23 protein-coding genes and 2 pseudogenes are annotated in these 21825 nt (G+C 71.0%); 9 read left to right on the forward strand and 16 right to left on the reverse strand.

The genetic code is table 11. The annotated features are described in order from the left end of the window. Nucleotides 1-3: 3 nt before the first annotated feature. The 3 genes from ACZ66Z_RS30635 to ACZ66Z_RS30645 all read right to left on the reverse strand — a co-directional run bounded on the left by ACZ66Z_RS30635 (nucleotide 4) and on the right by ACZ66Z_RS30645 (nucleotide 1676). Nucleotides 4-153 carry a hypothetical protein gene (locus tag ACZ66Z_RS30635; RefSeq protein WP_469938669.1) on the reverse strand — a complete coding sequence of 50 codons (150 nt, stop codon included), beginning with the start codon at nucleotides 151-153 and terminating at the stop codon, nucleotides 4-6. Continuing rightward, nucleotides 150-776: a DUF6338 family protein gene (locus ACZ66Z_RS30640; RefSeq protein WP_469938671.1), complete on the reverse strand. Its 627-nt coding sequence runs from the start codon at nucleotides 774-776 to the stop codon at nucleotides 150-152. The genes ACZ66Z_RS30635 and ACZ66Z_RS30640 overlap by 4 nt, the downstream gene beginning before the upstream one ends. Before the next feature lie 303 nt (nucleotides 777-1079). Further along, nucleotides 1080-1676 carry an HD domain-containing protein gene (locus ACZ66Z_RS30645; protein ID WP_469938672.1) on the reverse strand — a complete coding sequence of 199 codons (597 nt, stop codon included), beginning with the start codon at nucleotides 1674-1676 and terminating at the stop codon, nucleotides 1080-1082. Nucleotides 1677-1968: 292 nt separating this feature from the next. Here ACZ66Z_RS30645 and ACZ66Z_RS30650 point away from each other — a divergent pair, with 292 nt between their 5' ends. Together ACZ66Z_RS30650 and ACZ66Z_RS30655 are read left to right on the forward strand one after the other, a co-directional pair. Continuing rightward, entirely contained in the window at nucleotides 1969-2757 is a 789-nt protein-coding gene (locus ACZ66Z_RS30650; protein WP_469938674.1) for a maleate cis-trans isomerase family protein, read from the forward strand. 242 nt (nucleotides 2758-2999) lie between these two features. Then, nucleotides 3000-3914 (forward strand): FAD-dependent oxidoreductase, encoded by a 915-nt coding sequence (locus ACZ66Z_RS30655; RefSeq protein WP_469938675.1) that lies wholly within the window; start codon nucleotides 3000-3002, stop codon nucleotides 3912-3914. A gap of 239 nt (nucleotides 3915-4153) precedes the next feature. On the opposite strand, the gene ACZ66Z_RS30660 is transcribed toward ACZ66Z_RS30655, so the two are convergent. From ACZ66Z_RS30660 to ACZ66Z_RS30710, 11 genes and pseudogenes are all read right to left on the reverse strand, one after another. After that, on the reverse strand, nucleotides 4154-4627 hold the full coding sequence (locus ACZ66Z_RS30660; RefSeq protein WP_469938677.1) for an ATP-binding protein: 474 nt from the start codon (nucleotides 4625-4627) through the stop codon (nucleotides 4154-4156). Nucleotides 4628-4733: 106 nt separating this feature from the next. After that, nucleotides 4734-4937, reverse strand: a complete 204-nt coding sequence (locus ACZ66Z_RS30665; RefSeq protein ID WP_469938679.1) for a hypothetical protein — start codon at nucleotides 4935-4937, stop codon at nucleotides 4734-4736. Nucleotides 4938-5214: 277 nt separating this feature from the next. Beyond that, on the reverse strand, nucleotides 5215-6801 hold the full coding sequence (locus ACZ66Z_RS30670; protein ID WP_469938680.1) for a right-handed parallel beta-helix repeat-containing protein: 1587 nt from the start codon (nucleotides 6799-6801) through the stop codon (nucleotides 5215-5217). 81 nt (nucleotides 6802-6882) lie between these two features. Further along, nucleotides 6883-7038, reverse strand: a complete 156-nt coding sequence (locus tag ACZ66Z_RS30675) for a hypothetical protein (RefSeq protein WP_469938682.1) — start codon at nucleotides 7036-7038, stop codon at nucleotides 6883-6885. Next, nucleotides 7020-7310 carry a hypothetical protein gene (locus ACZ66Z_RS30680; RefSeq protein WP_469938684.1) on the reverse strand — a complete coding sequence of 97 codons (291 nt, stop codon included), beginning with the start codon at nucleotides 7308-7310 and terminating at the stop codon, nucleotides 7020-7022. The genes ACZ66Z_RS30675 and ACZ66Z_RS30680 overlap by 19 nt, the downstream gene beginning before the upstream one ends. 90 nt (nucleotides 7311-7400) lie before the next feature. Beyond that, nucleotides 7401-7877, reverse strand: a complete 477-nt coding sequence (locus tag ACZ66Z_RS30685; protein ID WP_469938686.1) for a hypothetical protein — start codon at nucleotides 7875-7877, stop codon at nucleotides 7401-7403. A gap of 263 nt (nucleotides 7878-8140) precedes the next feature. Next, the gene (locus ACZ66Z_RS30690) at nucleotides 8141-8335 is read right to left on the reverse strand and encodes a hypothetical protein (protein WP_469938688.1); all 195 of its coding nucleotides are present in this window, start codon (nucleotides 8333-8335) and stop codon (nucleotides 8141-8143) included. A 358-nt stretch (nucleotides 8336-8693) separates the two neighbouring features. Next, nucleotides 8694-9320 carry an HAD-IA family hydrolase gene (locus tag ACZ66Z_RS30695; protein ID WP_469938690.1) on the reverse strand — a complete coding sequence of 209 codons (627 nt, stop codon included), beginning with the start codon at nucleotides 9318-9320 and terminating at the stop codon, nucleotides 8694-8696. A 132-nt stretch (nucleotides 9321-9452) separates the two neighbouring features. Continuing rightward, nucleotides 9453-10486 (reverse strand): annotated as a pseudogene (locus ACZ66Z_RS30700) (FAD-dependent oxidoreductase); the annotation flags it as partial. A 194-nt stretch (nucleotides 10487-10680) separates the two neighbouring features. Next, nucleotides 10681-11127, reverse strand: a complete 447-nt coding sequence (locus ACZ66Z_RS30705; protein WP_469938740.1) for a VOC family protein — start codon at nucleotides 11125-11127, stop codon at nucleotides 10681-10683. 38 nt (nucleotides 11128-11165) lie between these two features. Next, nucleotides 11166-12035 carry an alpha/beta fold hydrolase gene (locus tag ACZ66Z_RS30710; RefSeq protein WP_469938742.1) on the reverse strand — a complete coding sequence of 290 codons (870 nt, stop codon included), beginning with the start codon at nucleotides 12033-12035 and terminating at the stop codon, nucleotides 11166-11168. 517 nt (nucleotides 12036-12552) lie between these two features. Between ACZ66Z_RS30710 and ACZ66Z_RS30715 the strand changes: the two genes are divergently transcribed. The 4 genes from ACZ66Z_RS30715 (at nucleotide 12553) to ACZ66Z_RS30730 (ending at nucleotide 16274) form a co-directional block, all read left to right on the forward strand. Next, nucleotides 12553-13278, forward strand: a complete 726-nt coding sequence (locus ACZ66Z_RS30715) for a dienelactone hydrolase family protein (protein WP_469938692.1) — start codon at nucleotides 12553-12555, stop codon at nucleotides 13276-13278. A 562-nt stretch (nucleotides 13279-13840) separates the two neighbouring features. Further along, complete coding sequence (locus ACZ66Z_RS30720; protein WP_469938694.1) at nucleotides 13841-14287, forward strand: hypothetical protein; 447 nt, start codon at nucleotides 13841-13843, stop codon at nucleotides 14285-14287. Nucleotides 14288-14355: 68 nt separating this feature from the next. Then, complete coding sequence (locus ACZ66Z_RS30725; RefSeq protein ID WP_469938696.1) at nucleotides 14356-15051, forward strand: hypothetical protein; 696 nt, start codon at nucleotides 14356-14358, stop codon at nucleotides 15049-15051. A gap of 212 nt (nucleotides 15052-15263) precedes the next feature. Then, nucleotides 15264-16274: a quinone oxidoreductase family protein gene (locus tag ACZ66Z_RS30730; RefSeq protein ID WP_469938697.1), complete on the forward strand. Its 1011-nt coding sequence runs from the start codon at nucleotides 15264-15266 to the stop codon at nucleotides 16272-16274. Nucleotides 16275-16514: 240 nt separating this feature from the next. Here ACZ66Z_RS30730 and ACZ66Z_RS30735 read toward each other — a convergent pair whose 3' ends face one another. Next, nucleotides 16515-17405 carry a molybdopterin-dependent oxidoreductase gene (locus ACZ66Z_RS30735; RefSeq protein ID WP_469938699.1) on the reverse strand — a complete coding sequence of 297 codons (891 nt, stop codon included), beginning with the start codon at nucleotides 17403-17405 and terminating at the stop codon, nucleotides 16515-16517. A 264-nt stretch (nucleotides 17406-17669) separates the two neighbouring features. Between ACZ66Z_RS30735 and ACZ66Z_RS30740 the strand changes: the two are divergent. Next, nucleotides 17670-17921 (forward strand): annotated as a pseudogene (locus ACZ66Z_RS30740) (CGNR zinc finger domain-containing protein); the annotation flags it as partial. An 807-nt stretch (nucleotides 17922-18728) separates the two neighbouring features. Here the strand turns inward: ACZ66Z_RS30740 and ACZ66Z_RS30745 are convergent. Continuing rightward, complete coding sequence (locus tag ACZ66Z_RS30745) at nucleotides 18729-19277, reverse strand: CGNR zinc finger domain-containing protein (RefSeq protein WP_469938701.1); 549 nt, start codon at nucleotides 19275-19277, stop codon at nucleotides 18729-18731. Nucleotides 19278-20284: 1007 nt separating this feature from the next. Between ACZ66Z_RS30745 and ACZ66Z_RS30750 the strand changes: the two genes are divergently transcribed. Together ACZ66Z_RS30750 and ACZ66Z_RS30755 are read left to right on the forward strand one after the other, a co-directional pair. Then, a complete protein-coding gene (locus ACZ66Z_RS30750; protein ID WP_469938703.1) occupies nucleotides 20285-20713 on the forward strand; it encodes an SRPBCC family protein in 429 nt (142 codons plus the stop codon). A gap of 126 nt (nucleotides 20714-20839) precedes the next feature. Beyond that, the gene (locus ACZ66Z_RS30755; RefSeq protein WP_469938704.1) at nucleotides 20840-21760 is read left to right on the forward strand and encodes an alpha/beta fold hydrolase; all 921 of its coding nucleotides are present in this window, start codon (nucleotides 20840-20842) and stop codon (nucleotides 21758-21760) included. The last annotated feature ends 65 nt before the right edge of the window (nucleotides 21761-21825 follow it).

The raw sequence follows: 21825 nt of genomic DNA on the forward strand, positions 1-21825 counted from the left end.
GCGTCAGTCCTCGTTGCCGTTCGAGGTGCCGGCCGGACCGCCGGGCGCCTCGTCCGGCTCGGCGACCGTGCGTTTCGGGGTGTAGCCGCGCTCCGTGGCCTCCTGCAGGAGCGCCGCCTCTTCGGGCGAAAGCTCGGGTTCGTGCGCCATCATCGCTCCTCCCCCGGCGCAGCCGCCGGTTCTCCGGCTTCGACGAACTCCAGCACGTCGAAGTCCTCCGCCCGCAGCAGCAGGCCCGCCGTTCCGTGCACGCGTGCGCCGAACGACCCGTCGGCACCCATCACGCGCGCCGATTCGAGGTACAGCTCGGCCGGGTGGGGGTACGAGGAGGCGTACGACCGGTCGCCGTACCAGCCGCCCGCCCAGTTGCCGTCCTTGAGCCGCACGCGCACGAAGCACGCTTCGCGATCGCGGAACGCGTGGTCCCAGGCACTGGGCGTGCGCAGGAACCGAGCCCTGCGCCGCCGCCGATCCACCAGGGAAACGGTGACCGCCGCCACGGCCGGCACGACGAGGAACAGCACCGCGGCGACGAAGCCGACCACTCGCGGCCGCTCCACGAAGCCCTCCCAGTCGCCGGTGCCCTGAGCCAGGCGAACCAGTGCCGGTCCCGCCACCACGGCGTACAGGGCGTCCAGCGCGATCGACGCGACGATCGCCCGCAGCACCCGCTCACCCAGATCACGCTCACCGGGCACCGGTCCACGGCGGCGTTCCCGGACGAACTGATAGGTGACCCCGGGCAGCACCAGAAGGACGAGCAGAGCGAGCTGCACGACGGTCGCAGGTGCTTGCACTCACCACTCCCATGCCTCGCGGGCTCCGTTCGATCAGGCTACTGGCTTGTGCCTCTGAGCGCTAACAACAGGATGGCCAAGGGTAGTTGAGGCATCGCTCGGCGGCCGGACCGAGGGCCGCCGAACCGAACCGCAGACGCTCCCGGTCGAGACGCCGTCCCAGCGCACCGGCCGGCCCGTCGAGGCCCTCAGGCCCCAGTCCGCGGCAGGCACGGACGGGAAGCACGTCAGGGAGCCCGCAAGTCCGCTGTACGCAGGGTCGGCTCGGCTCCTTTCCGCCCATCAGGTCAGGGGGTGTCCGTACGAAGCAGCCAGCGCCTGCAGGGCGGGGTCTCCGAACTGGGCGCGCAACGCTTCGAATGCCTCCACCTTGTCCTGGCCGAAACGGCCTACGTATGCGGCATAGGTTTCCGCCGCGAGGAACTTCGGAGGCGTGGTCTTGCTGTGGAATTTGTCTGCGTACATCACCAGCCGCTCTTCCGGCGTGATGGCGACGTAGTCGGCCGGCGGGAGAGGCAGACCTTGGGCGAGTACGTCTTCCTTGCTCAGTCCGACCCCGGTGTGACACGAGCAGAACCGGCACAATTTTTCAGGCAGCCCCTCGGATTCAAGTATTTCGTGCCCCAGCAGCCCGTGGCGTACGTAGTTCCGAGTGTCGATGCGCCCCTCGGCGTCATACAGGCGATACACCCCGATGTCATGGAGCAGGCATCCGGCTCGCACCAGCTCAGCGTCTACGCCCCAATCCGAGAGGGAGATGATGCGCTCGGCCACCTTCCAGACGATTTCACAATGCGTGAAGACGAGATCGAATGCTTCGTCATGGGGAGAGTGCTTCAGATGCATCGCGCGGATTTCGTCCGTCGAAGGAATGTCCATCCCGGCAGCATACTGAACTTGAATAGGCGATGTCGGGGTCGACTGCCCGGCGGAAGTCACCTGCCTCGCGGGCCATGGGCGTTGACGGGCAGTCCATGGGGAGAGGGTCTTCCCGTGAGCCAGTCCCTGCCGCGTTTGTCGACCAGGCCGCGTATTCCTTCAGAGGCGGGTCAGTGACCTGCGTCGGAGATCAATGCAGTCGGTCGGCGTGTCATTCCGTATCCACACACCGTCGGACTCCCATCATGTCAGGAGAACCCACTGCCGGCAGGCCCGCAAGGGAGCGTGCACGATGTGGCAGAACGACGGCTGGAACGTACGGGTCAGACTCGGGGTGCTCACCCCGCACGCGGACGTGGGGCCAGAGTCCGAGCTCCGCGCGATGGCTCCCGTCGATGTCGGCATTCACGCCGCTCGGGTGCCGTTCGGCGCGATGCGGCCGGGCGGCGGGATGGACGAGACGATCCCTCTGGCCCCGGTGCGGGCGTTCGCCGAGCCTCCGTACGTGGACGAGGCCACCGAGCGACTGGCCGCCGCACCATTGGCTGCGATCGGCTTCGCCTTCACCAGCTCGGCATACGTCATCGGCGCCTCAGCCGAGGAGACGATGCTGAAGCGCTTGCGCATCCGGGCCCGAGGCATTCCGGTGGTCGCCACCTGCGCGGCGACGGTGGACGCTCTGCACTCCGTTGGGGCTTCGCGGCTGGCTGTGGTCGACCCGCCTTGGTTCAACACGGAGTTGAACGCGCTGGGGCGGCGCTACTACCGGGGTGCAGGCTTCGAGGTGCTGTTCTCGGCTCCTTGCTCTCTGCCCAGCGGGCAGACCCTGGTCCAGCCCGCCGAGCTGTACGACTGGGTGATCGCACACGCTCCGGACGACGCCGATGCCGTGGTGCTGGGCGGCAACGGCCTTCGCGCGGTCGGTGTGATCGAGCGGCTGGAGGCACGTCTGGGGCGTCCTGTGCTGACGCCGAACCAAGTGCTGCTGTGGGCGATGCTGCGTGCGGCCGGTACGACCACCGACGACGTCACAGGTTACGGGCAGTTGTTCTCTCTGGGTGGGCCTTCGCTGCGCGAGTGAGCCGCGTCGGCACGGTGAGGGCGGCGCCTGCCGATGAGGTGTGCCGCCCCAGGCCCACTGCCGCCACGCCGTGCCGTGCCGTGCCGTGCCGTGCCGTGCCGTGCCGTGCCGTGCCGGCAGTCTCTGACCTTTGTTGCCCAGGGGTCCAACGCCGACCGGCCGGAATCGGGCAACTCGTCGCCAGCGACGACGTGGTGGGCCAACTCACTGCGCATGCCGGGCCTCGGTGTTGAAATAGCCCCATGGCCGACACGCTGTACGACACCGATCTGATCATCATCGGCGGTGGCCCGGCCGGCTGTGCCGCCGCCCGCATGGCCGCCGGCGTCGGCATGCGCTCGATCCTCGTCGAGCCGGACCGGCCGTGCCGCAACCTCTACCGGATCCCGGCCCTGAACAACGTCCTCGGCGGCCACACCAGCGGCCCCGAGCTCGCCGACGCCATCGTCGCGGAACTGAAGAGCACGGAGCTGTGCCGCCTCGAACTCGGCCGGCGCGTCACTGATCTCCGGGCCGACGAGGCCCGCGTCACCGTCACACTCGACACCGGCGCCCGTCTCACTGCTCCCTACGCCGTCGTCGCCACCGGCGTCGGCCCCCTCCAGCCCCGCGACGTCGCCTGGATCACCGCCCCGGACGGCCTCACCCTGCCCCCGCTCTGGCAGGCCGAGGCGGACGACGCCGAGAGCCGGACCCTGCTCGTCCTCGGCGGCGACCGCCCGATCGGCACCTTCCTGCGCGCCCACCCGACCACCGACACCCGCCTGCTCGTGGCGTACCCGGCGGCGGATGAATACAAGATCGAGGAGATCCGCGAGGACCCCCGGGTCACGCTCCTTCCCGTCGAGCACCTGACGCTCCGGACCGGAGAAGGCATCGCGGTGTCGGCGGAAGCGGTGGGCCGGAACGGCGAACGGCAGACGATCACGGCGGATGCCGCCCACCTCAGCATCGGCAACGCACCGACCGCCCCGTCCGGCGACCTCGTCCACGGCGCGGACGGATACTGCCCGCCGGCTGACCAGCGCCCCCGCGTCATCGTGGCCGGCGACCTCCGCTCCGCCCGCTTCCAGCGGATCATGACCGCCCTGGGCTCCGGCAGCGAGGCCGCACTGCACGCCTACTACGCGGCCAGGGACCTGCTCGCCGAGAGCTGAGGCCATGACGGTCGCAGTGTCGTCGGCGTAGCCGGTGCGGGCGGAGTGTCCGTGCCCCCGCTGATCGAGGGCGATGACGCGCCACGAGTCACCCAGCCCCCGCCCCGCTCTGGGCCCTCCGCACCCTCCCGGGCAGTCGCGGCGACGTCGGCCCGGGTCGGCGCACGGCGGCGACCCGGGTCGGCACGACTGAGGGCGGGCGGGGCGGAATCCGCGGTGCGGTCGCGGGTGGCCCCTTCCTACAGCTGACGACCGGCAGCTGCGCCGCCGGGATCGTCGGCCAGGGCGATCGTCGTGGTGAGGCGCTTGCCCACAGGTTCACGGTGGACGGCGAAGCCCTGGCAGACCGCCATCACGATCTCCAGCCCGTGCTGCCCGACCCGGGTCGGGTCGGGCGCAAGCACGGTCGGCGGGGTGGGATTGCTGTCCCACACCGTCACCTCGACCGCACCGCCGACGACCTCCAGGGTCAGCAGGCAGGGGCCGGGCGCGTACTTGCGGGCATTGGTGACCAGCTCACTGACCACCAGCTCCACCACGCCCATCGCGCGCTCGGACACCGGCAGGCCGTGCACGGCCTGTACGTCGGTGAGGAAGGTGCGAGCCAGTTCGCGGGCGACGGCGATGTCCTCGCTGCCCTCGAAGACGCCGGACGCCGACACGATGTCCGCCATCAGCGGCCGACTGTCCGCAACGCCTGCTGTCTGCCCCATCTTCGTTCTCCTCACCACGTACCCCTGTGTGCGCGGCTTCGTGTACCCCCGGATCGGATCCTCACACCGAGCCAGCATAGAAATTCCGCGAGTGGGGCGGTGTCGGTCAGACGGCGTTGTCAAGGGCGACGCCGAGCGCGCGCCGTGTGCCGGTGAGACCGAGCGGACGGGCGTCCTGCCCGGCGAGGGGCCGATGAGGACGTGCTGCCCCGGTCGGCTCTGTATCAGTCCGCTCGTGGACGAGCACGGAGTCACCGGAGCCGACACCCGCCAGATCCAGCAGGACCCGCTCGATCTGCGGGGTGCGCACCCCATGACGAGGCCTTCGACCAGCTCAACGGTCTCCTGCGACGACTGGTCCGGAAGCCGCAGGCCGCGACGCCGATCCCAGCGCCTGCATCCTCGACGTCCAGGGCGTCGAGAGGGCGTCCCATGTGCCCGCGGCCGATCGGGGCATCGACCGTCGCCCGGCGGGCACCCGCGCGACGGTCCGGCCGGTACGTGGTTCCGGCCGGAGGTCGCTCCGGAGGAAGCGTCCTTCCGTACGCGTCGGGAACGGGCCCGGGCCGGCTCCGGCGACCGGGAGGTCAGGTCAGGTTCTGGACGGTCGTGGTGCCGGTGCCGTTGTCCGCGATCGCCGGGGTGCCGGGGCCGCGGGCGGTGAGGTCGTTGCCTACGAGCCAGGTGCCGCTGGAGCCCGGCATCACGCCGATCGCGGCCCCCGCGGTGCCGCCGGCGACGGTGACCGCGCCGACGGTGGTGGACTGTACGAAGGAACCCGCCGCGTTGCCACCGATGCGGACGGCGTAGGTGGTGGCCCCGGTGACGCGGTTGCCGCGCAGGGTGGCGCCGTTCACGCCCGCGTTGATGCCGGGACCGGTGGTGGTGAGGACGGTGTTGTCTGCGACGAGGGCGCCGGTGGCGCCGCTGTCGATGCCGATGCCGTCGCCCTGTACGTCGGTGACGCTGTTGCCGGCGACGACGGCGTTCGGCGAGCTCTGGACGTGAATGCCCTGGCAGTTTCCGGTGGCGGTGAGGCGCAGGGTGGTGGTGACGGCGTTGCGGATGACGGTGAGGCCGTCGGTCTGCGCGGCGTAGATGCCTGCCTCGCCCTTCACCGACTCGACGGTGTTGTCGGAGACGGTGATGTCGCGGTGGCGGGCTCCGCCGGTGGCGACGGTGACGGAGATGCCGCCGCTGCCGTCGACACCACGGACGGTGTTGCCGGTGACGGTGATGCCGCTGAGGCCGTTGCCCTGCGGCGAGTTGAGGTAGATGCCGTGACCGGCGACGTCGGTGACGGTGTTGTCGGCGATGACGGAGTCCTGCCAGTCGGCGGCACGGATGCCGTACGCGCCGCTCTTTTCGACCGTGTTGCCGATGACCCTGATCCGCCGGTGGAACACTCCCTTGGCGCCCCAGTGGTCCCCGCACAGCGCGCCGAACGGCCCGGTGGTGGTGCCCGCGCGCAGGGTGCAGCCGGTGATGAGGACGTCCTCGCAGGGGGTGGCGTCGTAGGCCGGGGCGGGCAGGTTGCCCTCGGTGGCGCAGGTGATCTGGACGGCCTCCTTGGTGGCGAGGCTCGCCCCGTCGCCGGGATGGTGGCCGTCGAAGACGCAGTTCACGACGGCCGCGTTCCGGACCGCGTTCAGCTCGACGGCGTGCGCTGAAGGGGTGTCGACGAAGGTGCAGTCCTTCACCAGGACGCCCTCGCAGTGGGCGAAGCCGATGGCGTCGCTCTGCCGGCTGAACTGCGCGCCGCGCATGTCCCAGGTGCCGCCGAGGACGGCGATGTTCCCCGCGCCCCCGTATCCGTAGGCGGGCGTGACCGAGTCGAAGTTCTTCAGCAGGGCGCCGCTGTCCTTGAGGCGCACGATGCGGGCGCCGTACGCGCAGACGGTGGTGCCGGCCCCGAGGACCAGGCTCACGCCGATCGGGTACGTGCCGGGCGGGACCAGCAGGGTGGCCCCGCCGGGCACGGACTTCACGGCCGCGAGGGCGCTCTGGAAAGCGGCCGTGTCGTCGGTGTTCCCGTCCCCCTTGGCTCCGTGGGCGGTGACGTCCACGACGGCCCCGCTGCCGGCGGCCGCGGCGGGCGCCGCGCCCAGCAGGGTCCCGCCGCCCCAGGCCCCCACGAATCCGCCCATGGCCAGCATCAATGCACGGCGTTCCACGCGCCCTCCCCCGTTCTCGGTGTTTCGGCAGGAGCGTACGTCAGGGGCGGATTGCGGGTGTGGGCAGGTGGCGGGGCGGGCTCAGTGGGCGGGGCGCAGCGAGACGAGCGCGTTTCCGTTCCCGTCGCGGGTGTCGGAGAAGCCGGAGCCGGCCACGGCGGCGTGCCGCGGGGGCGCGAGGGTGGCGCCGATCACGTGGGCGCCGCCGGCCGCCGTCTTCAGATCGAGTCGTTGCACCAGCGGCTCGGAGGTGTCGTCGTCGGCTCTGCCCAGGCGTCGGCGATGACTTGTGTGTCCCAGGAGAACGGACGGATCTCGGTGATCTTCCCGTCCTTGACCGTGATCGTGATCGTGACCGTGATCGTGATCGTGATCGTGATCGTGATCGTCTGCAGGATCAGAAAGCCGAATGAAGCTTCGTCAGGCCCTCCGGCCGCCAGGTACTCCGCCTCAGCCGCATACATGCCGGTGGGGACGGCAACCGAGTCTGTGGTGGATGACATCGTCATGTCGCCAGTGTGATCAGTGGGGACAGGGCACACCGGCGGCAACCAGACATCGATGTCCCCGCACAGTGCCGGCACTTTCCCAGCAGGCCCTCACCCTGTTCTTCGGCGGTCTGCGGCTGGGGCAGGCGGGCCCACGAAGGCGTCGAGCTCTTCGATGATCGTGCGGAGTTCGCGGGCACCGCGCTGCGACATTGCTTGCATCACGCCGTCGAGGAGGTCACGGCCTTCGAGAGGGTTTCCGCAGCAGTACCAGTGCACGTTGCCGAACTCGTCGTCGTGCCAGAGCTCGCGCTCCGGGCGATGGACGTAGTCCCTCCACAGGCGCAATGCCGTGCCGATGTCCCCGGGCCGGGGCGGTACCGTCGTCCGCACGCGCGATGCCGAAGTCGACGGCGAAGGTCCCGGGATGCACTCGGCGACCAGCCAGGGCCGTTCGGCGTCGGGCCCCGCGTCGGCCACGGATGCGGTGGGAAAGCCGCCGACCCGGCACACGGCCTCCACCTCCCGCGCGAAGCACCGCCGGAAGGGGGCGGCGGCGAGCTCGGCCCGGACCACTTTGAGGGCCATCCGGCGACTGGTGCCGGTTCGGCGGAGACTGCACCATGGCCATGAGGAGATGTCGAGCGCGAAGGGCCGCCTTGCCACATGCAGCAGGGCAGCGGCGAACCCAGCGGTCAGCCCTGGCGGGCCCGGCCGCTGGGCGTCACGGTGTCCCCTCCTTCTCCTCGCGTGACGGAGGTGCGGTACGGCTGCCTGCCGACCGACACCGCCGCCGACAGCCGATCAGGCGCCACCTGCACCTCCCGAACCCACCGGTTCGAATCCGCCCGCTACAGCCCCAGGTCCAGGGCCAGGCACGAGTAGAAGTTCCACGCACCCTCGGGGTTGCACTCGGCGGCCACCCCCGCGTTCGGCTCGGACTGCTTCTCCTCGATCATGCCGTCGAAGCCGATGCGCTCGGGGAGCTTGCCGAACCGCTCGTGCCGTGCCACCGCCGCCGGGTCTCCTGCGAGTTCCTTGCTCATGGCCGGTCTCCACTTCTTCGTCCACACATCGTGCTGTGCTCGCTGTCGGAACACCTCACATCTTGCCCCGCTTCACGTAACCCGTCAAGACGGTTATCAGGGGCGGGATGCTGTCCATGACCGCCTCGGTTGCCAGGCGGACGCGCCGCCCTCCCCGGCCGCGATGGCGGCACTCGGCTCCGGCCCGCGGGCCCGGCTGTCGGTATCGATGCCGGCAGGCCGGGCGTCCTTCGCGGTCAGGGAGCGAAGGGCCGGGCCTGCGCGCCGAGGGGTACAACGCTCCGACGGCCACGATCCGGGGATGCCGGCCCGTCGGGCCGGGTCGGTGTGGCCGGGTCACTGGGTCGCCGGTCCGCCGTCAGCCCGCCGTCAGGGGCACTCCGAGGAGCTCCTCCAGGGCGGCAATGGTCTGCCCGGGCTCCTTGGCGTGGACCGTGGCGAAGCCCAGGTCCGCGGCGGGCGGCAGGTAGCGCTCGGTGTCGTCGACGAACACGCAGGCCTCGGCCGGCAGTCCGATCAGATCGAGGACGAGCCGGAAGATCTCCGGCTCGGGCTTGCGCAGACCGTGGTCCTCGGAGATCACCACGGCGTCGAAGCGGTCCTCCAAGCCGTGTCCCTCGTAGAGGTTCCACGGGTCCGTTCCCACGGAGTTGGACAGGATGCCGACCCTCACCCCGGCCCGGCGGGCGGCCTCGGCTGCGGCGAACATCGCCGCCTCCGGGCGCAGATCGGCGAAGATGCGGCCCATGAGGTCGTCGGCGGGGACGCCGAGGCGCTCGGCGGCAGCGGCGTTCCACTCGGACTGGGTGGCCGCGCCGCGCTCCAGGTCCTCGGTGCGCCGGACCATCTCCTCGTCGAGGTACAGCGCGTGGAGCAGGGTGCCCTCGGAAAGTCCCGCGCGCTTCTCGAAGGCGAGGGCGGCGGGGATCAGGGGGGTGGTGAGGACTCCGCCGAAGTCGAGCACGAGGCCCTTGCGCTTGATCATGACCCGACTCTAGAGGGTGTGCGCACGCCGGGTGGGCCCGGGGCGGTCCGAGGCGGCCGTAAAAGGTGGACACATGTGTGGTGACCTGGTGTGTCGAGTCCTTCGCGGCGCCGTTGCCGGTTTCCGGGGTGTTCAGCCCCGGTACGTCTCCAGGATCCGCAGCCACACCTCGCTGATGGCGGGGAAGGCCGGGACGGCGTGCCACGGGCGGTCGATCGGTGCCTCGGTGGTGATGGCGACGGTCGCGGAGTGCACGAGTTCGGCGACGCCGGGGCCCACGAAGGCGGCTCCGACGACGGCGCGCCGCTCGGGATCGATGAGGACGCGGGCGGTGCCGCGGTATCCGGGTACGTGCTGGTGGGCGCCGGCCAGGTTGCCCGACTCGTAGTCGACGACGTCGACGCGGCGGCCGGTGCGCTCGGCCTCGACGGTGGTCAGGCCGACGGCGGCGACCTCGGGTTCGGTGAAGACGACATGGGGGACGGCCGCGGTGTCGGCGGCGGCGACATGGGTGCCCCAGGCCCGGTACCGAGCGGGGTGCCGTGGGCGCGAGCGGCGATGCGGGCCTGGTATTTGCCCTGGTGGGTGAAGAGGGCACGGCGGTTCACGTCGCCCACCGCGTACAGCCAGTCGCCCGTGATCCCGGTGACGGTCAGGGTGTCGTCCGTGGTGAGCCACGTGCCGGAAGCGAGGCCGACGGTCCCGAGGCCGACGTCGTCGGTGCGCGGAGCACGCCCGGTGGCGAACAGCAGGGCGTCGGCGAGGAGCTCGGTGCCGTCGGACAGGAGGATCGGGATGTCGCTGTCGGGTCCGTCGGTGCGTTCGGCGTGCCGGACGGTGGTGGCGTGGCGTGGCTCAGGTCGACGCCCGCCTTCTGCAGTTGTTCGGCGACCAGTTCGCCGGTGAAGGTTCCATGCGCGCCAGGAGCGCGTCGTCACGGGCGACGAGCGTGACCTCACTGCCGAGGGACCGCCAGGCGGTGGCCGTCTCCACGGCGACGACGCCGGCACCGACGATGACGAGCCGGCGGGGCGGCTCCTCGGCGGCGGTGGCCTCGCGGCTGGTCCAGGGGCGCAGTTCGTCGAGTCCGGCCAAGTCGCCGGGAGGGCGGCGCGGCTTCCGGTGCAGACGGCGACGGCGTGCCGGACCTGGAGGAGCACCGTGCCGCGACGGTGCGGTCGGCGACGTTCTCGCCGACCGGTCCCGCGCCGATGACGACGACGTCGTGGGTACGGATGCCTTCGGTCGTCACAAGATGCTCCAGACGGGGGCGTACGGCAGGGAGGAGGGGAAGCCGGGGGCGGCCGGGGCCTGACCGGCCGCCTCATGGGGGGGTGGTGCGGGAGGGGCCGCCGGCCGGTCAGCGTCCGGGGGCGCGGACGGTGATCTCCTGGAGGTACCACCCGTTGCCGTCGGGGTCGGCGAAGGCGGCGAAGGTGCCGTAGCTCGGGCGTTCCGGGGCGAGGCCGGGCACCCGGTGGGTCCCGCCGGCGTGGTGGAAGGCGCCGGTGGCGTCGTGGAACGGGCCGTCGACGTCGACTCCGCGGTCGGTGAGTTCCCGGACCGCCTCCTCGATGTCGGTCACGACGAGGTGCAACCCCTCGGCGGTTCCGGCGGGGGCGGTGGTCAGGCCCTCGCCGAAGATGATCGAGCAGGCGGAGCCGGGGGGCGTCACCTGGACGATGCGGTATCCGTCGTGGACGGGAAAGTCGGCGTCGGCGCGGAAGCCGAGCGTGTCGACGTAGAACTCCTTGGCCTTGTCGACGTCCGAGACGGGGACGACGACGACTTCGAGCTTCAGGTCCATGGCGGTGTTCTCGCTTTCGGGGGTGCGGGGCACGGAGGTCAGCGGGTGGCGCGCGCGGCGTCCTCGATGACGCGGGTGACGACGCCGGGGCGCGAGACGGCGACCGAGTGCGAGGCGGCGACCTCGGTGATGCGGGCGTCGGCCCGCTCGGCCATGAAGCGCTGCGCGGCGACCGGGATGTTGAGGTCCTGGGTGGTGACGACGGCCCAGCTGGGGATGGTCTTCCAGGCGGCGACGGTGGCCTTCTCCTCCAGCGCGGTCTGGGCGATGGGGCGCTGTCCCACGGCGGCGAGGGCGGCCTCGTCGCGCGGGACGTCCGCCGCGAACTGGTGGCGGAACTTGTCCTGCTGGATGTAGAGGTCTGTGCCGAGGGTGCCGTCGGGGTGGGTGACGGTGACCGGGTCGAGGGTGCCGGGGAGGGTGGATCCCGGGTACTTGCCGGTCAGCTCGAGCGCGGTCTCGCCGGGAGCGGGGAGGAAGGCCGCCACGTAGACGAGGGCCTTGACGTCGGTACGGTCGGCGGCGGCCTCGCTGATCACGGAGCCGCCGTACGAGTGGCCGACGAGGATCTTCGGGCCCTTGACGTGGTCGAGCAGGCCACGCAGGGAGGCGGCGTCGTCGTGGGGGCCGCGCAGCGGGTTGGCGGCGGCGACCACGGGGTAGCCGTCGGCGCGCAGCCGGGAGACGACACCGTTCCAGCTGGAGGCGTCCGCGAACGCGCCGTGCTCCAGGACCACGGTGGGCCTGGGTTCGCGCTTGCTCTGGGCGGCGCTCTCGGCGGCGGCACCGGTGGTGGTGCCTGCGCTCGCGGTGCCGGTCAGGGCGAAGGCCCCGATCGTGGCCCCGGCGACGACGGCCGTGGCGGCCCCGGTCAGTGCCCGTCGCTTGCCGGCGCCCTTGATGTTCATCACGACAAATCCCTTTCGACAGTGGGTCGGTGAGCACGCCGTGCGGCGTCACCTGTTTGACTGGTGATTAACCTGTCATCCACATCGTCACCTGTCAACAGGGTGACGATGCGAGTGGGCGCGTGTGCGTGCCACCATCCTCTCGATGCGTGCGCCGTCACACATCAGCCACATGACGGTCGGCGGGAGCGTGCATTCGACGAAATCGTCGATCTCGGCCACGCCGGCCTGCTCGGCCCCCCGTCTCCCGGCGCCGCTCTGGGCGAGCGGCCTTCGAGACGGCCGGGCCACGGCCTGCCCGCCCCGCCCCCGCCCCCGCCCCCGCCGGGCAGTACTCCACCCCCGCTTCACGCCCATCCCTTTCGGCCCGTCGAATGGGACGCGTCGACCGCCTGTCGTCAGACGAGGGCGGGCTCAAGCGATCGACGCGTCCGGGTGATGCAGTCGGGACAGACCGCTGTCTGCCATCGGTGAACACCACCCCGAGCCGGCACAACGGTCATTACCGTTCAGTCGCATGACGACGGTCACAACGCGTACGGTCGAATACCCGGCCGACGACCTGACGATGATCGGACACCTCGCGCTCCCGGCCGGTGCCGAGCGCCGGCCCGCAGTCCTGATCGGGCCCGAGGGGACGGGGCTCAGCGATGTCGAGCGCCGCCGGGCCGAGGCCCTGGCCGAGCTGGGGTACGTGGCGCTGGCCTTTGACCTCCACGGCGGACGCTATCTGGAAGACCCGGAGGAGATGTTGGCCCGTTGCATGCCGCTGCTCGCCGACCCCGACCGGATGCGGGGAATCGGCCACGCAGCGCTCGACGTGTTGCGTGCCGAACCACGGGCCGACCCCGACCGGATCGCCGCCGTCGGCTACGGCACCGGGGGCGCAGTCGCACTGGAACTCGGTCGCGACGGCGTCGACCTGCGCGCGATCGGGACGGTCAACGCACTGACCACGGGCCGACCGGGCGAGGCGGCGCGCATTCGCTGCCCGGTGTGGGCCGGGGTCGGGTCGGAAGACCCGATCATGTCGCCCGCACAACGGTACGCGTTCACCGCGGAGATGCAGGCCGCAGGCGTCGACTGGCGCCTCGTGGTCTACGGAGGAGCCCTTCACGCCTTCCACCACGCCACGGTCGACCACACCGTGGTCCCCGGCGTCGGCTACCACCCACGGCACGCACAGCGGGCCTGGCACGACATCGTCGCCCTGCTCGCCGAGTGCCTGCCCGTCACGGCTTGATCCGATCGGCTGCTGATGCTCACTCCCGCCCACCGCCGTCGCCCTCCCCAGCGGAACCCTCGACCGATGTGCCGGCTGACCATGATCGCGCCCGGCGCCAACGGCTGTACCGATGTTCCAAGCGCCGCCCAATGCATCCGATGCGAATGCGCGACGGTTCGCGAATCGTCGCGGGCAACAGCGGCAACCAGCACGCCGACCAGTGAAGTCGGCCCGGCCTGCTGGTGGTGGTGACGGTAGCGACGGGCGTGACGATGACGCCAGTCGGTGTCACTCGTCCGGCTGTCTGGCCTGCGGCTCGTCCGCCGACTCGCATCAGATGCGGTTTTCTCTCCTACGACGCGAGTGGCGGAAGGTGGTGGACCGGCGGGGTTCAACGGGTCGATCCCAGGTGCGGCGCGGCTACACCTGGTGGACGGAGTCGCGCTGCTGCGGCCGGAGGAACAGGTCTTCACCGCGATGCTGACCGGGTTCGCCGACCAGCAGCCGCTTCGTCACCGACCCGCTCTACGACTGGGCGGCCACGTGCGAGGACCGGTTCGGTACCCACCCGGTCCAGGTCGTGCACGAGGGGAACACCGTGGTCCACGTCCAGGACAACGAGGCCGACGCGAAGAAGCGGGCGTTCACCAAGGCCGAACTGCACGCGTTCTTCGAGCACTGCGACGACGAGGCCGCCCGGATCCGGGCCTTCGGCTGCAAGGGCCGGCTGCCGGCGTTCCGTGACGCCACCCTCTTCAAGACCGCCTACTCCTACGGGCTGCGGCGCAACGAGACGCGGATGCTCGACGCCGCCGACTTCGGCCGCAACCCGCACGGTGCCGAGTACGGCAAGTTCGGCCGCTGCCAGGTCCGGTTCGGCAAGGCCAAGACCTGCGCTGGCACCCTTGTTCAACCTGTTGATGGGGGATGGATGAGCCCAGGGGCGGCCCGGCCTGGCCGGCGATGCGCCGCGGCCGGCCGGGAAACGCCCCCCAGATGCTGCAGCGGCTCGGTCTCGGACCGCTAGCTCTGACCCATGACGCCTTCCACGAGCTCCAGCCCTGGCGGGCAGCGGCTCATCTGGAGGAACTCTTGATGGCCGGCGGAGTCCTGCCCGCCGTCGACAAGTACATCTGCTCCTTCCAGCGATGGCTGCCCGGTCACCTGGCCGGCATCGCCGAATCCGAGCACGTCAAGACGATCAAGCTTTTCGCGACGTGGCACGTCCTTCCCCACCTACGGGAACGGGCCGATCGGAGCCGGATCACGCCGAGCGTCCGCCGCTTCGCGGCCGAGCAGATCACGTACGCGGCGGCCTTCCTGCAGTGGTTCAGCGCCCGGAACAGCGCCCTCGCATCCTGCGGCCAGCTCGGCATCGGCGCCTGGTTCGCCGAGAACACCGAACGCGGCCGCACCTCTCTGAGGCCCTTCCTCAACTGGGCCGTGCAGAGCCGTAGATGCCCACGTTCCCTCTCCATCCCCGCACTGAGGATCTCCCGGCGGCCCGCCCTGAGCGAGGACGAACGCTTGGCCGCACTCGGCCGACTGCTGACCGACGCGGACACGCCGATGCGCCTCCGCGTCGCCGGCGCCATCGTCCTCCTCTACGCGCAACCCCTCACCCGGATGGTCCAGTTGACGGTCGACGACGTGCTCCACGACGGAGAGACCACGCTTCTGCGACCCGGGGAGCCCGCCTCACCCGTCCCCTCACCGGTCGCGGCCCTGCTACTGGCCTCCATCGCGGACCACGACAACATGAACACCGCCACCAGCCAGGCATCCCGCTGACCGGTCCAGGACGAGCCGGAGGTCCGCGATCCGGGTGTCCACCATCGTGCGGAAGGTTGCCGGGTCCGGGGGGCCGAACAAGACGGTCGTCCGCAGCCCGTTGATGGTGGATGACCGTACGGCGGTGCGGAAGCGGCGGGCTGGCCTGCTTGCCGGGAATCGGATCGCCATCAACGGGGTTGGCGGGGGGACGAGCCGATCATTGGAGGGTCATGCGAGCGATTCAGGTGTACGAAGTGGGCGGTCCCGAGGTGCTGCGGGAGGCCGAGGTGGACCAGCCGCGGCCGGGTCCGGGCGAGGCGGTCGTGGAGGTCGCCGCATCCGGGGTCAACTTCCTCGACGTCTACCACCGCGAGGGCCGGTACAGCCTCCCGCTGCCCTTCACCCCGGGCGCTGAGGGCGCCGGTACAGTCGTCGAAGTCGGACCCGGCGTCGCTGACGTCGCGGTCGGGGACCGGGTCGGTTGGGTGGAGATTCCCGGCACGTATGCCGAGCGGGCCGTCGTGGACTCCTCCCGGCTGGTGCCGCTGCCCGACGACATCGGCTTCGAGACAGCCGCCGCCGTGCTCCTCCAAGGCATGACCGCGCACTATCTCGTCAAGGACGCCTACCCGGTTCAGGGGGGTGACACGGTGCTCGTGCATGCGGCTGCCGGTGGCATGGGGCTGCTTCTGACCCAGCTCATCACCCATCTCGGCGGCAGGGTGATCGGCACGACGTCGACCACGGCGAAGGCCGAGCTGGCGAAGCGTGCCGGGGCCGCCGAGGTGATCCTTTCCTCCGCGGTCGACGATCTCGCAGCCGAGGTGAGGCGGCTCAACGGCGGTCAGGGACTGCCGGTCGTCTTCGACGGCGTCGGCGCGCACACCTTCGATGCGAGCCTCGCCAGCCTGCGAACCCGCGGCCATCTCGTGCTCTTCGGCGCGGCAAGCGGTGCCGTGCCGCCGTTCGATCCGATCCGGCTCGCCCACGGCGGTTCGCTGACCCTGATCCGGCCCAGCCTCGGGGACTTCATCGCCGATCGGCCCGAACTGCTCCGACGGGCCGCCGATGTGTTCGAGTGGGTGCGTTCCAAGGCGCTTGAGGTCACCGTGACGGGCCGCTACTCATTGTCCGAGGCCGCCCAGGCCCACAGCGATCTGGAGGCTCGGCGTACCACCGGCAAGCTGCTCGTCGTACCCGATGCGGCCGCTACGGGACGCCACGAGGAGACGCAGAGCTGATCGCGGGTGACGAGGTCGGGGATCTTGGAGACTGAGATGTCGAGGGTATGGCCGACCGTCATCGCCAAGATCCCCGACAGCGTCCGGCACTCAACAGGCCGAGACAAAGTTCTGGCGGGTTTCCGGCGCCTCTGGGTCACACCCCTTCACCTTGGTGTGGTCGGCCTCGCCCGCAGCGGTGACACATGCGCCGGGGTGTGAGGTGACCACCGTGCTCCCTCGGCGCACCTCGCACATCGGTCAGTGACGTCCTCGGCCACGGCTCGGTGGCGTACGGTCCCCCGCGGGTCGGGGGTCCTCGTCCTGGTCCAGCCAGCGGGAGTGGTGGCGCCCGGCCCAGGACTCGCTCACGTATCCGGTGCGCATGCCCAGGCGCGCCTCCGGGTCCGCGGCCGCCCGGCGCATGGCGGACAGCAGTCCCAGCAGGAAGGGGACGGGCAGCAGGATGCCGGACCACTCGTGGACCGTGGCCATGAGGTGGCGCCGGCCGACGAGTCGGGCGAGGGGGCCCGGGTACAGGCACGCGGCTGTGGCCAGGCAGAGCAGCATGAGCCATCCGGTCGCCCGGTGGACCATCCGCTGGGAGGGGCCGCACCTCCGCCGGACCGGACCGCCCTGCGCGTGGCCGATCGGTTCGTCCCGCAGGTTCAGCGCCACCAGGACGTCCGAGCGGCGGGCCTGCTCCAGGGTGGGGCTCTCGGTGTAGGCACCGTCGAAGCAGGTGAAACGGACCGCCGTCCCCCGGGCGCGCACACCGGCGGCATCGAGCAGGTCCGCCGGTTTCACCCCCTCCCAGGGGACGTCGTCCACGCGCCATCCGTCCGTGCACACCGCGTCGCCGACGACCCTCGTCTGCGGAAGCGCCCGCAGCTCGGTCAGCGTGTAGGTCCTGGGCCGGTCGACCAGGCCGCCGACGGTCAGCGCGTAGGTGGTCTCGTCCTTGCGCGGCACCGAGCCGACGACGCTGTAGGAGCGGAAGCCTCCCGGATCGGGCAGCAGCCCGGTGAGTCCGGTGCGGTCGACCCGGGAGGCGGCACCGAGGACGTTCTCCCAGCCGCGCTGGAGGGAGGGTGCCGCCACGAGTCCCGCCGCGCCGGCGGCCGACATGCCCAGCAGGGCACGTCGCCCCACCGGTGCGCCTCGGCGCGTCGTTCCGGCTGATCTGCCATGTTCGCTGCCCCCCCTTGAAACCGACGACCGGTGATACATCGACGCTCGTTTTGTCGCCGTCCAGAACAGTGACGGTGCGGACATGTTTGGAAAAAGGTGTCAACAATGCAATAGCTTGTCCGGGCACTAGCAACCTGTCAGATTGGCTGTATGACGCCCGGACATGTCTTCGTGTGCGGCGACCCCGCGCTCGACCTCACCGCGACGCTTTGCATGCGACGCCCGTCCGGCCGACGGACGAGGGCGACAGCTCGGGAAGCACTGTCCACCGTGGCCCGCAGCGCGATCGAACTTCTCGGTGGGTCCGAGGCCTCCCTGCTGAAGGAGTGCGGCAGCCCGGAGTGCACCCGCGTCTACGTCGACCGCTCTCGAGGCGCGAGACGACAGTGGTGCGGCATGGAACCGTGCGGAAACCGAATCAGGGCCGCTGCCTACCGCGCCCGTAAGCGGCACACCCCCTTGCTCGCCACTCGCTGAGGCGTCCATGCCCGGAACCGCCGTGCAGGGCTACGGGCGTGGGCGAGGCGGCTCGAACCCGCTACGGCTCGAAACCGCCGGTTACCGACACACGTGTGCGCCATGCTCGGTGAGGCACATGCCGCTCGACGGCTCGGCCGTCCAGGGGCGGAGTTGTCGGGCGTCCTCGTTCATCCGGGGGTCACCACCGATGACGACTCGTCACCCCCGGCCACTTCTCGTCCGGCGGTGAGCCGAACCGTCCCCACCCGGCGAGGAACGAGACCTGCAGGAGCGAGTTCGACCGAGAGCACGGTCACCCGGCTGAGCGACGACGTGCGGCGGCACGCGGAACCCTCCCAGCGCGAGTGGAAGTCCTCCCCCGCCACCGCCGCGCTGCTCAAGGCGAACGGCTCCACCCCCACATGCGGAGGAGAGCCCGGCCGAGGGTGCCGCCCCGGCTGCTGCCTACCAGGGGATGCGCCACCTGGTGCGGGGGGGGGCGACCGGTACCGACTGCCCGGGCCGTGCGGCGAGGGTCCGACCGCGGTGCGGTGCGTCGCTGCAGACGCCTCGGAAGCCCTCCGTCCCGGCGTGGGAGGAGGGTCCGTCCCACGGGTCTCCGTGACGGCCGGTAGCGGAGCGGCTGCACGGGCTGACCCCGCGCACCCGCTGCCGGGACATCCGCACCGGCGCCGTCCAGCACTCCGCCGTCCTCACCGGGTACGGCCGGCAGCTCGACCTGCCGCCCGCCGACCGGTCCGGCAGGACGGTGCGCCTCGTAGCACCTCGTACGGGTGCGAGCCGACCGCTCGGAGGAGGGACGGGTCAGGCCTGGGCGCCGTGCTGGCGCGCCCGGTAATTGGCGGCCTTGACCCGGTTGCCGCAGGTCTTCATGGCGCACCATTCCCGTCGGTGCCCTCGCGAGCGGTCGAGGTAGACCTGGGTGCACTCCGGACGGGCGCACTCCCGCAGCAACGCGGCGTCGTCCCCGCCCACGAGCTCCACCGCCTCACGGGCCAGCGAGGCCAGCCCCTGGGAGACCGGACCGGTCCGGATGACACCTTCCGCTCCCAGCCGCACCGTCACCGGCGGACCGGAGGCGTGCATGTTCACCTCGGCCACCGCGTCCGGGGACAGCGGCCGGCCGTCGAGCCGCGCCGCGACCAGGTCGTAGACGGCCTCGCGCAGCTGCACGGCGAGGGCCACCTCCGCCTCGCTCGCCCCGGGCTCCAGATCCATCATTCCCGACTCGACGAACCAGTCGTCCAGCAGACCGGGCGTGGCCAGCTTCTCCAGCGGGGCGGCGTTGCGCCGCGCCCGCAGCGTGCCGACGAAGTCCAGGCAGAGCGTCCCGCAGGGAAAGGCATGATTCACGTAACCATACTGACCGGTGATTGCGCGCAATGCAAGCGCATCCGCGCGGGGCCCCGGGTGAGCCTCGTGCCGGCACGTGGCGGCCGACGTCTCCGGCATCTCGCGCCCAGAGCCCAGGTGGGGGCTGCCCCAGTCGAATGACCCAGGCGACCTGGCGGTCGGACCCCGGCCGGCCTCTCCCGTCCGGACCGTCATCCGACTGAGGTGTCCGCCGGGGCCGCGCGCCAGAGCGTGGGCGTCGGTCCGGCCGCACGGGCGGATGACCGGAGATCGCACGACGAAGGGTTCCACATGCCCAACAGGCGTACTTTCAACAAGGCCGTCGGCCTGGGCACCGGCGCGGCGGCGGTCTCGCTGACCGGCCTGCAGACCGGCGCGTCCGCAGTGGCGGGCACGTCCGCCGCGCACAGGCCGAGCGGTTCACACGTGCCCACCGTGCCGGACATCGCCTCCGGCACCCACACCGGATTCCGCACGATCGCGCACGTGAAGGCCGGTGTCCTCGACATCGGTTACGCCGAGCTCGGTCCGTACCACGGTGACCTCACCCTCGGCTGTGACACCTGGTCCGGTCCCGGCGGCTCCGGGCGGCGCCGGTGTGGAGGTCGGCATGGTCGCGGCGATCCGGATCGCACCGGCCCGCCGAGGCCCCGCGGGCGGCCCCACCCCGGCTCCACGGGGAAAGGGCGAGTTCACGGGGAAGGACGGGACCGCCCGAGGACGGCGTGCCGGCGACCCGGATGGCAGCCGGGCCGCCGACCGGAACGGTCCTCGACGCGACCACGTGGACGAGGGCCACCCACATCACCCGGCGCCGGTGCGTACCGACGGCAGGCGCTTCCCACCCCGAGCAACACTTCCGCCCCCTTGCCCGGTTCACGCGTCCGGGAGGTTCCTCCGGGGTGGTTTCAGAGAACCCGCAAGACTAACCGTGTTGACTGGTTACTTACTCTCGTGAGAGTGTTTCATCACCGATCAGAGCAGTTACTCCTTGGTGAGGAAAGTCCATGGCAGTCGTACGGTTCCACCTCGTCTCCGCGCTCGCCCCGAAGGACGTGCTGGAGGTTCTGACCGACTTCAGCCCCTCCCGTGCCGAGGCCTGGCCCACGATCGACGCCGAGCACTTCCGGGTTCACGACCGGGGCGACACCTGGGCAGAGGTCACCGAGGGCACCGACGCGGCCTGGGAACGCGCGCGCTACGAGTGGGAGCCGGACGGCGACACGGTCACCATCACCACCCTCGACTCCAAGCTCTTCGGAGCCGGCGGCGGCTGGATGTTCACGATGACCCCGGAGGCCGAGGGCACCCGGGTCGACGTCGAGCTGACGCGCGAACCGAGCAGCGTCAAGGGCAAGGTGCTCGCCGCCCTGCTTCCCCTCGTCGCCCCCTCGTCCCTCCGCAAGTCCTTCGCGGGTCCGCTTCAGGCCAAGTGACCCCGCGCTCCCCCGCCCGCGGCCACACTTCCCCCGTCGCCGCGGGCGGGGGTTCCCACTCTTCGACCCACCGGACGCCGTGCCGGTGTCAGAGATCCGCGCTCCCCGCGCCTTTCGGAGGTTTCGATGAACCCGTCGGCCACGCACGCCGAACCCCTCTCACCGGGTACCCACACCTTCCTGCTCGCCGGGCTGGTCCTCCGGTACCACGTCCACGGCAACGGCCCGGTGTGCGTGGCCCACTCCGGTGGTCCCGGCATCTTCTGGGAGTACATGCGGATGCCGGCCCTCGAGGAGCACCTGACCATGGTGTACATCGAGCCCATCGGGACCGCGGAGGACAACCGTCTGCCCTCGCACCCGCACGGATACACACGGGACCGTTACAGCGCCTTCCTCGGCGCCTTCATCAACCGTCTCGGCGTCCGGAAGGTGCATCTGCTGGGCCACTCCCACGGTGCCTTCGTCGCGGCGTACCACGCCCTGCACCGCTCCGAGCAGCTGGCGGGGGTCGTCCTGTACGAGGGCGCCCCCGTCACCGGCCCGGAGCACGGCGCGGAGGCCGGCCGCATGGTGGAGGCGTTCGCAACGAAGCACGCCGGTCACCCGGAGCTGCCCGATGTCCTCGCCGCGTTCGGCGCGATGCCTTCCATCGCCGGCGACGAGCAGACAGAGGCGGTCGCCAAGGGCGTACTGCCCTCGTACGTCGCGGACTTCTGGGGCAACGAGGAAAAGTACGGCCCGCTCCGGGACGCGATCCGGGCCACCTACGTCTCGGGCCTCGACGAGGACCTCGTGCCCGACATGATCGACGACCGCGCGGCCCTGAAGGCACTGGAGGTGCCGACCCTGGTGATCGTGGGTCTGCACGACGTGATCTGCGGCCTGCGCTGGGGGGTCGAGCTGGCCGAACTGATTCCCGACTCACGGCTGGTGGTCCTGAAGGACAGCGGCCACTTCGGACACGTGGAGGAACCCGAGCGGTTCGCGGACGTGGTCCGGCGTTTCGTCCTGGAGACCACGGTCCCGCAGGGCGAGGCCCTGTAGGGCCTGGGCGGGCCTCCTGTCCGCAGGCCTCTCGGTCGGCGGACAGGAACCCGAGGGACGCCGCC

Source organism: Streptomyces sp. NPDC107498, from assembly GCF_055582805.1.